This is a genomic window from Spirosoma arboris, assembly GCF_009754945.1.
Taxonomy (GTDB): Bacteria; Bacteroidota; Bacteroidia; order Cytophagales; family Spirosomataceae; genus Spirosoma; species Spirosoma arboris.
Map to the genome: position 1 here is coordinate 1 of NZ_WPIN01000012.1, position 13,888 is coordinate 13,888.

Here is a 13,888-nt window from a genome sequence, read left to right on the forward strand (position 1 = left end):
AATGGTGTATAAGCTTATTGCAATCTACCCAAAGCTACTTTAAGAACGTGTTGGGGAATTGAGAAAGGTTGAGAGTCGTGCCAACTTTGTGGTCGCCAAACGACAAAGTCATGCCCAAACAGTATACGAAACTGACCGACCCTCAATGGGACGCAATTTCCTCCTTTTTTGATCTCAAACGCAAGCGTAAACACAATCTACGTCAAATGGTGAACATCATTTTATGGTTGCTACGCACAGGCGCTCAATGGCGTAATTTACCTGAGAAATGGCCTATCTGGCAGGCCGTTTATTATTATTTTGAGCGATGGAAGCAGGATGGCACCCTCGAGCGAATCAATGTAGCGCTGAATCAATTGGATCGAAAGCGAATCAAAAAAGAAGCGTATCCCTCTGTACTATGTATTGATTCACAAAGTGTTAAGCTAAACCCTATGATCAACGAATACCGAGGTACCGATGCCAACAAACGCATCAATGGACGCAAGCGACAACTGGTTGTCGATACCCAAGGTCGACTCTGGGTAGCAGCGGTTCACGCTGCCAATCAAGCCGATGGTCCTGCTGCTATTTCGCTGATTGGGGATATACTTTGGCGAGCGGGAGAACGCTTAGAAAAAGTGTATGGCGACCAGTCGTATAATGGCGTTTTTGCCCAATCATTGGCCCAATGGAGCATTGATTTTGAAAAGGCCTCGCGGCCTAAGTCGGTCCAAGGTTTTGTGCCGGTTGCCAAACGTTGGGTCGTTGAACGCAGTATTGCTTGGACGAATTACTTCCGTCGCATCGTCAAAGATTATGAGTATACGTTATTATCTTCGGTCAACTGGCTGTATTTGGCTAACATCCAACTAATGCTTCAGCGAATCGAACCTGATCACAAAAGATAATTCCCCAACACGTTCTAATGATACGTATTATTCAATATCAATCACTTGATTTAACGGTACTTAAATGGATATATACTTATATAAGTAGTCAAGAATTACTTATCTCAAAATACCCTCTTTTTAAGAGATACTTAACTCATCATCCCCTACCCACGTAGCTTCATTCCGTATCTCTCCCCCTTTCTAATGCCGGTTTCAACTAGCAGTATATAGAAAAGGCCCGACAGCAATCTGTATGTTGTCGGGCCTTTTCACTGCGTCCACACTTACGCATAGATAGATTCATCTATCCAGCTAACATAACGAGTATTATTAACTACTTTGGGCATCTGCACAGGCATTGGGCTAAAACACCTTTGTCTTGATTGTTTTTATAGCATCTATATCCCGTTCCCACTACTACCGGAGCACTATTTCCATATTCACCGCTTTGGCCTTGGCAGGTTGTCCCAAAGCTATCCACAGTAGAAGTACACCCAATATTAGCACAGGATGTTTGGCAAGGTTGAGTACTATAGGTATTGCCTATCGCTTGAACGGCGGTTGTGTAATGATTAACAGGCGTATCTGTTGGGGTTAACAGTATCCAACTTGAACCATTATATCCCTCGAAATTAGTCCCATTCCAGCGTATTGTCCCAGCTACAGCAATGGAAGCATTACCTACCAATAAATTAGTGACCTTCACTGATCCAGGATTGGTATTAGCAATATCATTACCCGTCAATTGCCAATTTTGAGTTGCCGCATTTGCATCAAGAGTGAGAATGACATTACCGGAAGCATCTACTGACAACTGTTTACCGTTGGAGGTCGCAGCAGGTGAGGTACTTTTAAGATTGGTAAAGCTCAGGCCACTTGTATTCGCCAGTGGACTTTTGATGGCTGTAGGTGTTAGCGTAATTGTTTGGGCAGCAGAAGAAATGAAGGAAATAGCCCAGAAAGCGGATATAAGTAGAAACTGACGCATAAGGAGTTAAGGTTATTGGTGTGACTTAAATCTAGTTAAGTAGCTAGAATTCTACAAGTAGCAATATTTGATCTAGCTACATATTTTAAGTTCGTCTGTATAAAACTATCATTCTCTAAAAAAAGGGGGTTTTTCCCGTAGGAAGTAAGGGGAGAAGAGGAGTAATTGTGGGCTTGGAAAAGCTTTATCGGCTAACCTATTTCTCCTTGATTGTCAGGTTAATATAGTTTAGTGGGTTTGCGTACAAAAATTAGTTGGGTGCTAGACCATAAATTGCTTCAACTTCCAGTTTTCGGGCGACAGGGTGAACGCCCCACAAGGTATGTTTAAGCTTCCATTTCCAGCTTTCGGTTGATATAGCGAACGCCCCTAATGCAGTCAAATTAAATTCTATTTATTCAAAAAAATCAACTACATGAACGTAGATTTAACGAATACATTCAAGGATGCAAGACAACATCTAACTATGTGGAAAGCAAGGTATTCACCAGCAGAATACCCACAAAAAGTTGTTATGAATATTTTCTATCGGAAATATACGATAGACAAAATGTGGTCACGGGTCATTAATCAAACGCACCCTACATGGCAAATTGCTTACCAAAACAATAAACTCAAATATGCGGAAGTTGCTCAGCATGAAATAGTACCAGTACTGGAAGCTTTGATTAAATCAGACAAAAAAGTATCTACAAGCAGATACTCTGATTTCGCTCAATATGTCAAATCGGCCTCTCAAGGAGACGAGAACGCAATTAAAGCTGTTGAGTTCACGTACTTTCTGCATCGAATTTTTGACGAACTCACTACTGTATGGATTTCAATGGTCAGCAGTGGAGACACTAAAATAAATGCAATCGCGAAGATGACTGGTGCGATTCTCGCTCCTGAAACTCCCATCACAGGTTACGCTGATATTGAAAGTATTTTTGACCAATTAGGGGCTGAGAAATATTTGTACTCACTGTTCATGAAAGAGATGAACAACCAAATATAAATAATGCTTTTCGCTCCGCGTGGGCGGGCTTCCGGCGACAGGACTCTCGTCCCGTCGTCGGGAATTCAGCCCAACCAAACGGGTGTGTAAAGGTTCAGGTACGGTTGTTCAGTTGAGTTACGCACCCACCATCAACACCCGTTGGCGTTGGGTGGAACGTCCAAAATGGGTTCGTGTGCCAGCGTCTATACGACAGGCGGCACGTCCCAAAACTGAGCGGTTTTTACTCACAAGGAGGTTCCCGTTGACTTGTCAACCGCCCCATAATTCGGGTTTTGACAGGTTAGGCAGGTTGCGTGTGACACGAGAAACGCTCCGGTTGAGCAAGTTTAGATTTTTAGGGTGACATCTTAGAGATGGGGTAAACGCCCCAACAGTCCGGCTTGAAAACTATAGCATACACAACGCGAAATGCGTATTTTGTATTGAAAGTGCGGCATTCGGCGAGTAACAGGCTATTAAAACAAGATACTCTACTAAATGAAAATTCATCAGGACAATTTTTCTTATTCGATTCTACTTTCTATTGATCGTGGAAAATCTAAAGGTTCAGGCTTTCGTTTAAAATATAAAGGCTTCAATTTTTTGATTTCAGCTAAGCATGTTTTCTATAATGAAGATGACAAGCTTTATGGTGATACTCTGATTGCTACTTGTCCATCTTCACCTTTAGGAAATGGCACCATCACATTTGAAATTGATTTAACAGCAGCTAAAATATTCAAATCCGCAAATTCGGACGTTTGCATAATCTTGTTGGGTAAAAATCAGCATCTTTCTGAGCCAGCCGGACATTTAAAGCTTGAAACTGGTAACTATAAGCGTCCAGCAACTCTTGAACTTGAACCGTCAGTAAGCGTATTGGAACAATCAGCCAAACACATAACGTCGTTGGACATTGAAGCAACACGGAACCTTGCTGAAATAGGGATTGCAAATGAAGTTTATCTAATGGGGTATCCAACGTCACTTGGGCTGACACATAGTAAGTATTTTGATATCACTAGGCCATTGATAAGGAAAGGAATCATATCGGGAGTGAACATGAAAGAGGGAACTTTTATTATCGATTGCCCTTCTTATCAAGGAAATTCCGGGGGACCAATTATTGAACAAGGCGAAGATGGGTATTTTAGAGTCATTGGATTAGTTTCTCAGTATATTCCCTATGAAACGATATGGTACAATAATAGAGAACGTATAAAAAATGTTGAAATCGCAAATTCTGGTTTCTCGGTTTGTGTTCCGTTTGACAAAATAACTGAGCTAATTGAGCAGCACATTAACAGCCTATAATATTACATTGGCAATATGAAGGAGTATTCAAAACTATTTGATTACCAACTCGAACGACAGAAAAAAAATGTAGTCTCACTCTGTACGATTGAGTTTCTAGAGACAGGCCGCATGTCCCGAAGGAGATCGTTCAGCCCAACGAAAATGAGGGTGTAAAGGTTGAATCAGTGCTGATAAATGAGTACCTCGCTCAACATAAGCCCTCTAAGGCATTGGTGAAAAGCACAAATATAAAACGGCCATTCTTGCCCCCTTCCTCCTCACTTATCTCCTATTAATAATCCCTCAAATCGTAGACTAGGCTTTAATTCCAAACCTCTTTCCTACCTCCGATTCAACCGCATTCTCCCAGCATTGAGGCCAGCCTATAACTTAAGGATTTACCTGTAAGCCTTACTAGCTATAATGTAAGCTCTAAAGGGGTTGTATTAATTTGCCATATTGATTGTTATACTAATTATTAGTAAGCTAATTAAATTACAAGTTCTTTCTATCTTTGATGCTTATAATGTAAGCACTCAACGCCCGCCGGAATGGAATGGAAAGTGGAATATGGTTTAATACTTTTTTTAGCATTTGCGGGCGTAACCTACCGATTAACACAAGGTAAGATGGATTCAATGGGAACAATCATGCAGCGCGTCTACGCTCAGTTCTACGCCTTTCTGTTCACGGTCGTACTGTACATTGGACTCCTGTTAATGATCTGGGGTTGGCACATTGTCATTGTCTGTATTGCCACGCTTCTACTGGCTCCCGTCTCGGAGCGGTTCATCTGGCTGTGGATGCAAAGCCAGAATTCGTCCAAAAGTGTCTGGCAGTACATTAAGCGATTTCGCAAAACATGGGACGCCATGGAACAGGAAAACTCAACGAATAATGAAAATCCAACAGACCAATGAATCAGACACCCATGTACATCGTCTTTACCTGCATCTCAGGCCTTGCCCAGTACGGGGCATTACTTCTTAACGTAGACAGCAAATCGAAAGTCTGGAAACGGGGCATCTACGTCGGCATGATCGGAAGTGCCTACAGCGCTGGCGCGTTTGGTATACCCCGCTTTGAGCTCTATCCATGCCTGGTATTTATGATCGCCATCGCCGTCATGCTTTCCTGCGTAGTCGGCTCCTACTACACGGCGCCCATTCCGGAAAGTTTTACCCCCCTCCAACGTGAAGAGCGAATTGAAGTCAAGCATAGCGCCCTTCGCCAATTAGGGATTGGTTTGATTCTGTCCATTCTGGTCGCCACCTGCGTGGGTTATACCCAAAGTCAGTCAGACGGCAATCGGGTACAGATTGGCTTTGCGGGTGTGGTGTACCGTCTCGCGGATGAGGTAAAATCCCTGCATGGGGTAGTGAGTGATTTGGTGGTTGATGTTAGACAGCTGAAGGCAGAGAATCGGCATCGGGCTAAAGCGGATTCAATTGCCCAGATGCGGTCACTGCGCAATCAGGAGAAAATGCTGAAGCAGAATCGGTAGGACTAAACCAAAAAGGTCATCTGCATACGCAAATGACCTTTCAACAACCACCGTTTGTTCACTTTTAATTTCTTTAAAGATAACAAAAAAAGGCCACTAGCAACCGAAATCGCGCATGGCCTTACCTCTAGTTCCCATTTTGAGGATATGCAAAACTAGTCTATTTCTATGACCCCTCCAGTTATTAGAACCCCATACGCCTATCAGCTAATGAATCTGGGCTGGGCAGTTGATCAATCCATTCCAGGCTATGGCATGATCGACGTACTCAGGCGATTCCAGGCGGCTAGTCTGGATCGAAACGGCAATCCGCTGGAAGTTGACGGCGTGTTCGGCCAAATCACCTTCGATGCCCTGTTTAAAGAATACCCGTTACCGGGCGCTACGCTCACATCCCGAGTACTGGCCATCGCCAAAAGTCAGATTGGCATTTCAGAGGTGCCACATGGTTCGAATCGTGGACCACAGGTCGATTTATATTTAAAAACATGTGGCTTATCACCCGGCTATCCATGGTGCAGTGCTTGGGTATACTGGTGCTTTCAACAAGCATCTAGACAGTTAGGTATCAAAAACCCCTGTCCGAAAAGTGCGGGTGTTCTCAATATGTGGGCATTAGCAGGGTATAAAGAATCAGGTTTAAAAAGGCTCACCTCCCTACAGGTGGAAGATGAGCCGGAATTGGTCAAACCCGGTATGCAATTCTTAATGAAGTTTTCCGCTACGGCTGGCCACACTGGACTAGTCGAGAGTGTTGGGAAAGGTGGTTTACTCACCACCATTGAGGGCAATACAGCTCAAAATACTGGGACACGTGAAGGGAATGCGGTTTGCAGACTTACCAGACGACGGATCGATTCGATTAATCTTGGATTTATTTCTTATCAGTAACCTCAACTTCCCATGAATCCAAAATCAACTTGGTCCAAAAAGGACAGGGCATTAGGTGAAGTGCTTATCCGACATGAGCTTAATAAATTAAGTTATGTGGCCATGGTATTGCTTCGCTGGACTGGACTAAGTGGCTGGTTTATCATTAATCGAATCAATCGCAACACCAAAATAGCCGTGGAATACAAAAAGCTGGCTGAAAAATTCGACAAAGACTATGCTGGAGCAGAAGTGAAAGTACCAGCGGCCTATGAGCGCATCTTGAATAAGTATTATGTCTCTAAAAACTAAGCTCGACCATGAACAACTATCAATTAGGCGATAAAGTACGCTGGGTTGTACATCAGGGCAATCGGGTTGTCTTTGAAGATGTCATTTTCACGATAGTAGGCATTCAGGATGATTCAGTCAAGTTACGCGGCAACATAACTGGAACGGGCGATGTCACTCCAATTCATTTTATCCCCATTGAAGAGATTGTTCCTGCCGAATCAGCCAAACGCTTTGACTTTCGCGATGTACATCGGCTAATTGATTTAGCAGGAACGATAAAACTGTTTATGGTAACCAGTCAAACCATCACCCCGGGAATGATTGATGAATATACAGAACTGGCTACTCGGTTGAAGATTGAGCAACCCATACAGTTCAAATAGGCTAGCAAGCTCAAAAAGGTAACGAAAAGTAACGAAAAGTAACGGTCATGAAAGACCTGAAGCAACGGTTTGTTGAAGAATACTGCATTGTCTGGAAAGGCGCACCTGCGGCTATTCGGGCTGGCTATGCCAAAAGCAGGGCGAAGCAAACCGCGCGCGATTTGTTGCAGGATCCTGAAATCCAAGCCGCCATCAAAGAATATCATTCTAAACATGGCATGTCAGTTGAAGAGGCCATTAAACGTAACACGGATATTGGTCGAACCCGTCTAAATGATTACATGAAGGTGGAGGAGGTATGGGAATCGACCTTTGAACGAAAGCCACTAGCTGACCTGATCGCAGAATTGAACCTGCAAATTAAAATTGACGATGAATTTTCGGATAGAGCTGGGCTAACAGAACAGGAACAGGGTAAAATATTCGAACTTAATAAAGCCCGTGAGCGGGAAATCTTGCGCTATGAGATTGAACTGAAACTTAATCCCAAAGCCTACCGTGTTGTCAAATCCGAGCCACGACCCGTCGAAAAACCAACAGTTGATCTTATAAAATTAGCGAAAGCTGATGAAGAGGGGGCTATTAAAAAGATATCATGGAATGAACGTGGGCTGCCATCCGTAGAAATGTATCCTGCTGATGCTGCCATTAAAACTGCACTACAGATTCACGGTAAGCTGGTAGAGAAACATGATCATTCCTCTAGTGATGGGAGTATGACCCCTAAAAGCATTGCCATTGATCCGGCAAAGCTTACCCCTGAGCAATTATCAAACCTTGTTGATGTGATTCGCAATGTCGAGCAGTCCTAATAATATAATTATCGCCAACGCGGATGAAATCGAACGGTTCGCCTGTCAGCACTCGTTTTTCGAGTTCGTCAAATCCTTCTGGTCGGTAGTCATCAAAGAAAAACCAGTCTATAACTGGCACATTCCTTATCTGTGTGGTGAGTTGCAGGCGCTCAGCAAATCCATTGTCGCCAGAGAAACCAAGCCCTATGACCTCATCATCAACATCCCACCCGGAACCACCAAAAGCACGATAGTTACGATCATGTTTCCGGCGTGGCTCTGGACACAGGATGCCTCGATTCGAATCATTTCCAATTCGTATTCGATGGATTTGTCCATTGAACACGCCGTCAAAAGTCGGGATATTATTCTGTCCGACAAGTTCAAACGGTTATTCCCTGAAATCGTTGTTCGAAAAGATAAAGGCGCCAAGTCGATGTACGAAACGACAAAGACCGGTGCGCGCTACACAACCTCAACAGGTGGCACGATTACGGGTAAACACGCCCACGTCATCATTAACGATGATCCGCTGAATCCATCCCAGGCCGCCAGTGATGCGGATCGGAAGTCAGCCAATGAGCATACCAAAACCCTCGCTTCACGGAAAGTCAACAAGGAGAATACGCCAACTATCCTGATCATGCAGCGGCTTCATGAAGAAGATCCGACGGGCTATATTCTCAAGAAAAAAGGCGATTCGATACGTCATATCTGTCTGCCTGCAGAAGCCTCTGATGACATCAAGCCGTCTGAACTTCGCCAGTATTACGTAAATGGCTTACTGGACGCCAATCGGCTCAATCAAAAGGTTTTGCAGGAAGCACAGGTGGACTTGGGCAGTCGGGCCTACGCGGGTCAATTCGGCCAATCCCCCTTTGTGGATGGGGGTAATATTATCAAAAAGGAATGGTTTCGCTTCGTTGACCGGGAGACGTTTGCCCGGATGCGAAAAAACGAACCCATTGTCTTTTTTGGCGATACAGCGTTTACCGAAAAATCAGGCGAGAATGACCCGACAGGTCTGATGGCGACCTGCAAGATTGGGCAGGATATGTTCATCACCAGTGCGGTGAAGGTGTATAAGGAATTTCCTGACCTGATCGAATTTGTCAAGACCTGGACAAAAGCCAATGGCTACACCTCGGCCAGTACCATCCGCATTGAACCCAAAGCCAACGGATTATCCGTAGTTCAACAGATGCGACGCATAACAGGCCTCAACATTACCAATACACCGAGTCCGAAAGATGATAAGACGACGCGCTTAACGACGGCTTCGCCCAAGGTTGAGTGTGGCCGGGTGATACTCGTAAGTGATCTATGGAACGAGGAGGTCATTGAGGAGGTGACGGGCTTCCCGGCCAAATCCCATGATGAGTATGTTGACCTGATTGCCTACGCCATTGATTACCATTTGAATGCCGGAACCCAAAATAATTCATCCTACGCTGGTTACTTCCAATGAAATACGCCCAAATTACCCAGACCGACCAAATCGAGGAGTCCATCAAAATCCTGTCGGCCACAGTACCAGACTGCAAGGTGGAGGATTACCGCAATCAGTATGAGATTACCGATAAACGGGAAATCATGGACGTAACCAAACGTCCCAATAAAACCATCAAGGTGGACGAAACAACTACCCGACTGGAGTATGTCAACCGGCTGGCCTTACCCCTACAGAAACGGATTGTCAACTCCACGGTCTCGTTCACGTTTGGCAATCCAGTGGAACTGGTCTGTGAAGCCGATGAGGAAACCACCGAAGGGCAAATCCTGACGGCCGTCAAGCGGATGCTCTCCGATAATAAGATTGATAGTTTCAACCGGGGCATTGCTCGGGATTTAGCCCGGTGCACCGAAGTGGCCGAATGCTGGTTTCCGGTACCTACTGAGGAAAGTCATGATCATTATGGCTTTACCACTTCGTTTAAAATTCGGGTGCAGCAGTTTTCGCCCTGGAATGGCGATATGCTCTACCCATTTTTCGATAAAACCGGCGATATGATTGCCTTTAGCCGGGCTTTTGCCCAAAAAGAGGACGGCAAGGATGTGAGGTACTTTGAGGTCTACACCGACGAAGAGAAAGTCATCTGGAAGAATGCCGGGCAGGGTTGGGAGGAAGAATCTAAAGAGCCCAATGTACTCAAAAAGATTCCGGTGGTGTATGCCAAACAGGATCGGGTCGAATGGCATGACGTGGAAACGATGATCAATAGACTCGAAAAGGTACTGTCCAATTTTGGCGATACCAATGATTATTTCGGTTCGCCGATTCTGGGCATCTGGGGCAAAATCATGGGCCTCTCGGCGAAGGGTACCCAGGGCAAAGTGATGGAGTTTGAAGGCGATGCCAAGGCCGAATACATCAGCTGGGACCAGGCGCCCGAGTCGGTCAAGTTCGAGGTAGAAAATCTATTTCGGTTGATATATGGGCTATCGCAAACACCCGACCTTTCCTTTGATTCCGTGAAAGGGCTGGACATTTCGGGCATCGCCATGCGGTTTTTATTCATGGATGCTCACCTGAAGGTTCAGGACAAGCGGGAAATATTGGATGCGTACCTGCAACGGCGCATCAACATCTTAAAAGCGTTTGTGGGCGTACTGAATACGACCTGGCGGAAACAATCCCTGAAGCTGGAAATTGCGCCGAAAATCGTTCCGTTTATCATCACCAACGAGAAGGATATTATTGATCTATTAAGCGAAGCCACGGGCGGCAAACCGGTCATTTCGCAGAAAACAGCGGTCGGTATGACGGGCCTTGTGGATGACGTGGAAGAGGAATATAAGCAAATTCAGCAGGAGCAAGAGCAGGCCAATAAACTTGATGTATTTAACCCAGTCGCCTAAATGAGTAATCGTAAATTCTCCATCACCGACTGGAACAAGCGCCACTTTAATCAGGTGGAGCAGTATGCCCACCGCCTGGAAGTCATCTACCAAAGTGCCGTTCGGGATGCCGCCCTAATAGCCGCAGACCTTGCCCTGAAACCTCGAAAGGTATTCGAGTTTGACGATTACCCCCAGGTAAAAGAGCAGGTCAAAGCCCTCTTGCAAAAGCTGGCGGCTCAAATCATTGTCACCATCTACTCAGGCCAGAAAGCGCAATGGGAGTTTGCCAACGCAAAGAACGATGCGTTTGTGGGGTATGTACTGGGTAAAACGTCGTTATCGCGTGCCGCCGTGAAACGGTACAATGCTCGTAATTTAGAGGCATTGGCTGCGTTTCAAACCCGAAAAGTGGCAGGTCTAACGATTTCAGATCGGGTTTTCAACTACACCTCTCAATTCAAACGGGAGATTGAATTTGCGCTGGATGTGGGACTCGGCGAAGGTCGCTCGACCAATCAGCTGAGTCAGGATTTGCGCGGCTATTTACAAGAACCTGATAAGCTGTTTCACCGGGTGAGGAACAAACGGGGCAATCTGGTTTTATCCAAACCGGGGAGCCTCTATCATCCTGGTCAAGGCGTGTACCGCAGTAGTTATAAAAACGCCCAACGATTGGCCAGAACCGAGATTAATTCCGCCTATCGGGAATCGGATCGACTCCGCTGGAATGCACTTGATTTCGTGGTTGGGATTGAAGTGAAACGGAGCAACAACCCCTACCCTTGTGATGTATGTGATAGCCTGAAGGGGATTTACCCCAAAACGTACGTCTTCCGGGGGAACCATAGTAATTGCCGATGTTATGCTGTTTCCATCCTCGCTACACCAGCTGAGCTCAGCAAGTTGAATCAGATGCTATTTCGTGACGAGGAGCCGTCGAACTTTACCAGTGTGAACGAGGTGACTGACATCAATCCAGGTTATCTGGAGTGGGTGGAGAAAAACAAAGAGAAGCTACTCAAGGCTAAGTCGTTGCCTTCGTTTGTCGGAGACAATTTGGGAAAGATTCCTCAACTGGACTTCCTAAAGCGGTAGCTTATTGCTTTAAAGGCACCCCCAATAAGATCTGATGCGAACAGGCGCCTACATTATAATCAATACCCAGAATGGCAATGGCCCGACTGCGTAACGTAGACAGCTGATCGATACCTTCATAGGTTTCCTTCCCTCCACCAGAATATTGACAATCTCGGTGTAGCCCTCTTTAACCGGCTTATTGGCAGGCTTATCCATAAGCGGATCTTTCAGGCGCTTTTTGATGTCCTGAATGGTGTTTCTGATCTGTAGTTCAGTGGGTTTCACTTATTGAACCTGTTTAAACTTTTTATGACTCATAACCGGTGTTTTTTATCGTACCAACAAAGAAGGAATCTTCGGGTGGGGAGTTTCTTTGTAGCCTCCGAAAATCCCTCCTTTGTCAGGATGCCAAAAATGCTATCAAAACAAAAGTTTAAACAGCTTATATATTAAAACGTTATTGTACAGATAGTGCCGGATACGCTTAACGAAAAATTGAGGTTAGTTATATGCATAGGATAATCAAGACTATATTGATCCATAGAAACATTGGGCGAGTTCCTTTGCTCAAGAACAGCTGTACCGCCTGAGGTATATTGACCTGGTGTACTATTATAATAGTAGCTTCGATGTTGACAGGGGCCATACAAACTATAGCCGCTTTCACAATTTACATCAAATGTGCCAGTGACATGCCAATTGTCACTGTATACGGATCCATTAAATAAACCTCCCCAAAAATATGTTCTAATATTCATTTCTTCATGCGTTCTATACCCATTAAATGTTTGTTGATCCGTTTGTGGGTCATAAGTGTATTCAGGATTATTCCACGCAACAGTCCATAATGCTATTTTTTGATGGATTCCAGCAGGATTAGTAGATTCAGTTTCAGATTCTTCATAAAACTGTGTTCTCGAATCCCTCGCTCTGGCATCATGTTGTACAAAATTATTCATAGCAACATTTATGCGATCAGAAGTAGATGTTGTTATCGCTGACTTTATTTTCTCCAAATCGTTAGAGGAGAAGTTTTTGCCAACGTACATTACTTTGGTATACATATCAGTAAACTGCATCAAATAGCCACCTACTTTCAATAGTCCATCTTTGTTAATAACGCTATTCTGAGCTTTATCAGCCGTAGGGGACTTTATCCAGAAAGAGCGACCATATTCATCAAAAAGAAAAGATGATTTATTCTCTAATACAAATTTTGAATGTAATAGACTTGGATCCTTTAAAACCCCATTCGCATTAGTGGCTTGATCAATGGTTAAATTCTCAATATATTTTTTATCCTCAGAAATAGCTAAATCATAGAAACTACGAACAGATATAAAATTTAGATTTTTTTCCCACTTGTTCATTTCTTCTTCTGTCATCGTTTTCAGAGCAGTTAACTGCTCTTGGTAAACTTTAGAATTTGAAAATTCTAAGAATACACCATTGTTAACTACACCATCTTGGTTCTTTTGAAGTTGACTTACGTCAAAAGATTCTTTGCATGATAATGATACAAGCATTAAAATAAAAACCATCCAACCAGTTGTAGGAATTGATAGATTTTTCATGGCATTTGCTACTTGTTTAGAGTTGAAAGATGTACTTAAGCGTTGAATAAGAATGAAATTGTTTAACTTTTGAGGAAATCTCGATTACGTAAGCTGCCAGTTACACCAGAAAATATAATTGGGTTATCGGAGGAATTTTGTCCGTCTTTGTAAAGAAATTGAATTGATGTATATGAATACTTCTTTTCAAATGCAATACGGTTTTCAACTGAAAACTTTGGATTGCTACTTATTCAAAATCTGTTATCAAGCGGTCACAAGATACATGGAATATTACCAACCAATCAGAGGTAATAATAAGTTATTTCATAATTGATAAAGCTTAAATAGTTAATAAAAAAATTTCAAACTTCACTTAAGTTTTTTTGTCTAGTAACAGTAGACGTGATTTCGAAAGGAAGGGTTTGTAATTATAT

15 protein-coding genes are annotated in these 13,888 nt (G+C 43.8%); 12 read left to right on the top strand and 3 right to left on the bottom strand.

Annotation, left to right across the window (positions count from 1 at the left end; all coding sequences use genetic code 11):
- Window positions 1-110: 110 nt before the first annotated feature.
- On the top strand, window positions 111-890 hold the full coding sequence (locus GO755_RS26415) for an IS5 family transposase (RefSeq protein WP_157588318.1): 780 nt from the start codon (window positions 111-113) through the stop codon (window positions 888-890).
- A 316-nt stretch (window positions 891-1,206) separates the two neighbouring features.
- Here GO755_RS26415 and GO755_RS26420 read toward each other — a convergent pair whose 3' ends face one another.
- Window positions 1,207-1,860 carry a hypothetical protein gene (locus tag GO755_RS26420; protein ID WP_157588319.1) on the bottom strand — a complete coding sequence of 218 codons (654 nt, stop codon included), beginning with the start codon at window positions 1,858-1,860 and terminating at the stop codon, window positions 1,207-1,209.
- Window positions 1,861-2,275: 415 nt separating this feature from the next.
- Between GO755_RS26420 and GO755_RS26425 the strand changes: the two genes are divergently transcribed.
- From GO755_RS26425 to GO755_RS26475, 11 genes are all read left to right on the top strand, one after another.
- Entirely contained in the window at window positions 2,276-2,857 is a 582-nt protein-coding gene (locus tag GO755_RS26425) for a hypothetical protein (protein ID WP_157588320.1), read from the top strand.
- A 480-nt stretch (window positions 2,858-3,337) separates the two neighbouring features.
- The gene (locus tag GO755_RS26430) at window positions 3,338-4,153 is read left to right on the top strand and encodes a serine protease family protein (RefSeq protein ID WP_157588321.1); all 816 of its coding nucleotides are present in this window, start codon (window positions 3,338-3,340) and stop codon (window positions 4,151-4,153) included.
- A 533-nt stretch (window positions 4,154-4,686) separates the two neighbouring features.
- Entirely contained in the window at window positions 4,687-5,055 is a 369-nt protein-coding gene (locus tag GO755_RS26435) for a hypothetical protein (protein ID WP_157588322.1), read from the top strand.
- Window positions 5,052-5,639, top strand: a complete 588-nt coding sequence (locus GO755_RS26440; RefSeq protein ID WP_157588323.1) for a hypothetical protein — start codon at window positions 5,052-5,054, stop codon at window positions 5,637-5,639. The genes GO755_RS26435 and GO755_RS26440 overlap by 4 nt, the downstream gene beginning before the upstream one ends.
- A 168-nt stretch (window positions 5,640-5,807) precedes the next feature.
- A complete protein-coding gene (locus GO755_RS26445) occupies window positions 5,808-6,530 on the top strand; it encodes a CHAP domain-containing protein (RefSeq protein ID WP_198174936.1) in 723 nt (240 codons plus the stop codon).
- A 12-nt stretch (window positions 6,531-6,542) separates the two neighbouring features.
- A complete protein-coding gene (locus tag GO755_RS26450) occupies window positions 6,543-6,821 on the top strand; it encodes a hypothetical protein (RefSeq protein ID WP_157588324.1) in 279 nt (92 codons plus the stop codon).
- Between the two features lie 8 nt (window positions 6,822-6,829).
- On the top strand, window positions 6,830-7,186 hold the full coding sequence (locus tag GO755_RS26455; RefSeq protein ID WP_157588325.1) for a hypothetical protein: 357 nt from the start codon (window positions 6,830-6,832) through the stop codon (window positions 7,184-7,186).
- 47 nt (window positions 7,187-7,233) lie between these two features.
- A complete protein-coding gene (locus tag GO755_RS26460; RefSeq protein ID WP_157588326.1) occupies window positions 7,234-7,998 on the top strand; it encodes a terminase small subunit in 765 nt (254 codons plus the stop codon).
- On the top strand, window positions 7,982-9,448 hold the full coding sequence (gene terL / locus GO755_RS26465; protein ID WP_157588327.1) for a phage terminase large subunit: 1,467 nt from the start codon (window positions 7,982-7,984) through the stop codon (window positions 9,446-9,448). Before GO755_RS26460 ends, terL begins: the two co-directional genes overlap by 17 nt.
- Window positions 9,445-10,839 (top strand): phage portal protein, encoded by a 1,395-nt coding sequence (locus GO755_RS26470; RefSeq protein WP_157588328.1) that lies wholly within the window; start codon window positions 9,445-9,447, stop codon window positions 10,837-10,839. Before terL ends, GO755_RS26470 begins: the two co-directional genes overlap by 4 nt.
- On the top strand, window positions 10,840-11,916 hold the full coding sequence (locus tag GO755_RS26475; protein ID WP_157588329.1) for a hypothetical protein: 1,077 nt from the start codon (window positions 10,840-10,842) through the stop codon (window positions 11,914-11,916).
- A gap of 48 nt (window positions 11,917-11,964) precedes the next feature.
- Here the strand turns inward: GO755_RS26475 and GO755_RS26480 are convergent, their stop codons facing one another.
- Together GO755_RS26480 and GO755_RS26485 are read right to left on the bottom strand one after the other, a co-directional pair.
- Window positions 11,965-12,183 carry a hypothetical protein gene (locus GO755_RS26480; protein WP_157588330.1) on the bottom strand — a complete coding sequence of 73 codons (219 nt, stop codon included), beginning with the start codon at window positions 12,181-12,183 and terminating at the stop codon, window positions 11,965-11,967.
- Window positions 12,184-12,347: 164 nt separating this feature from the next.
- On the bottom strand, window positions 12,348-13,472 hold the full coding sequence (locus GO755_RS26485; RefSeq protein ID WP_157588331.1) for a DUF4848 domain-containing protein: 1,125 nt from the start codon (window positions 13,470-13,472) through the stop codon (window positions 12,348-12,350).
- Between the last annotated feature and the right edge of the window lie 416 nt (window positions 13,473-13,888).

Bases quoted from the DNA above. Each gene is read 5' to 3' on its own strand.
- GO755_RS26460 (WP_157588326.1), top strand. From the start codon at position 7,234: ATGAAAGACCTGAAGCAACGGTTTGTTGAAGAATACTGCATTGTCTGG.
- GO755_RS26445 (WP_198174936.1), top strand. From the start codon at position 5,808: ATGACCCCTCCAGTTATTAGAACCCCATACGCCTATCAGCTAATGAAT.
- GO755_RS26455 (WP_157588325.1), top strand. From the start codon at position 6,830: ATGAACAACTATCAATTAGGCGATAAAGTACGCTGGGTTGTACATCAG.
- terL (WP_157588327.1), top strand. From the start codon at position 7,982: ATGTCGAGCAGTCCTAATAATATAATTATCGCCAACGCGGATGAAATC.
- GO755_RS26415 (WP_157588318.1), top strand. From the start codon at position 111: ATGCCCAAACAGTATACGAAACTGACCGACCCTCAATGGGACGCAATT.
- GO755_RS26435 (WP_157588322.1), top strand. From the start codon at position 4,687: ATGGAATGGAAAGTGGAATATGGTTTAATACTTTTTTTAGCATTTGCG.
- GO755_RS26450 (WP_157588324.1), top strand. From the start codon at position 6,543: ATGAATCCAAAATCAACTTGGTCCAAAAAGGACAGGGCATTAGGTGAA.
- GO755_RS26440 (WP_157588323.1), top strand. From the start codon at position 5,052: ATGAATCAGACACCCATGTACATCGTCTTTACCTGCATCTCAGGCCTT.
- GO755_RS26485 (WP_157588331.1), bottom strand. From the start codon at position 13,472: ATGAAAAATCTATCAATTCCTACAACTGGTTGGATGGTTTTTATTTTA.
- GO755_RS26420 (WP_157588319.1), bottom strand. From the start codon at position 1,860: ATGCGTCAGTTTCTACTTATATCCGCTTTCTGGGCTATTTCCTTCATT.
- GO755_RS26470 (WP_157588328.1), top strand. From the start codon at position 9,445: ATGAAATACGCCCAAATTACCCAGACCGACCAAATCGAGGAGTCCATC.
- GO755_RS26430 (WP_157588321.1), top strand. From the start codon at position 3,338: ATGAAAATTCATCAGGACAATTTTTCTTATTCGATTCTACTTTCTATT.
- GO755_RS26425 (WP_157588320.1), top strand. From the start codon at position 2,276: ATGAACGTAGATTTAACGAATACATTCAAGGATGCAAGACAACATCTA.
- GO755_RS26475 (WP_157588329.1), top strand. From the start codon at position 10,840: ATGAGTAATCGTAAATTCTCCATCACCGACTGGAACAAGCGCCACTTT.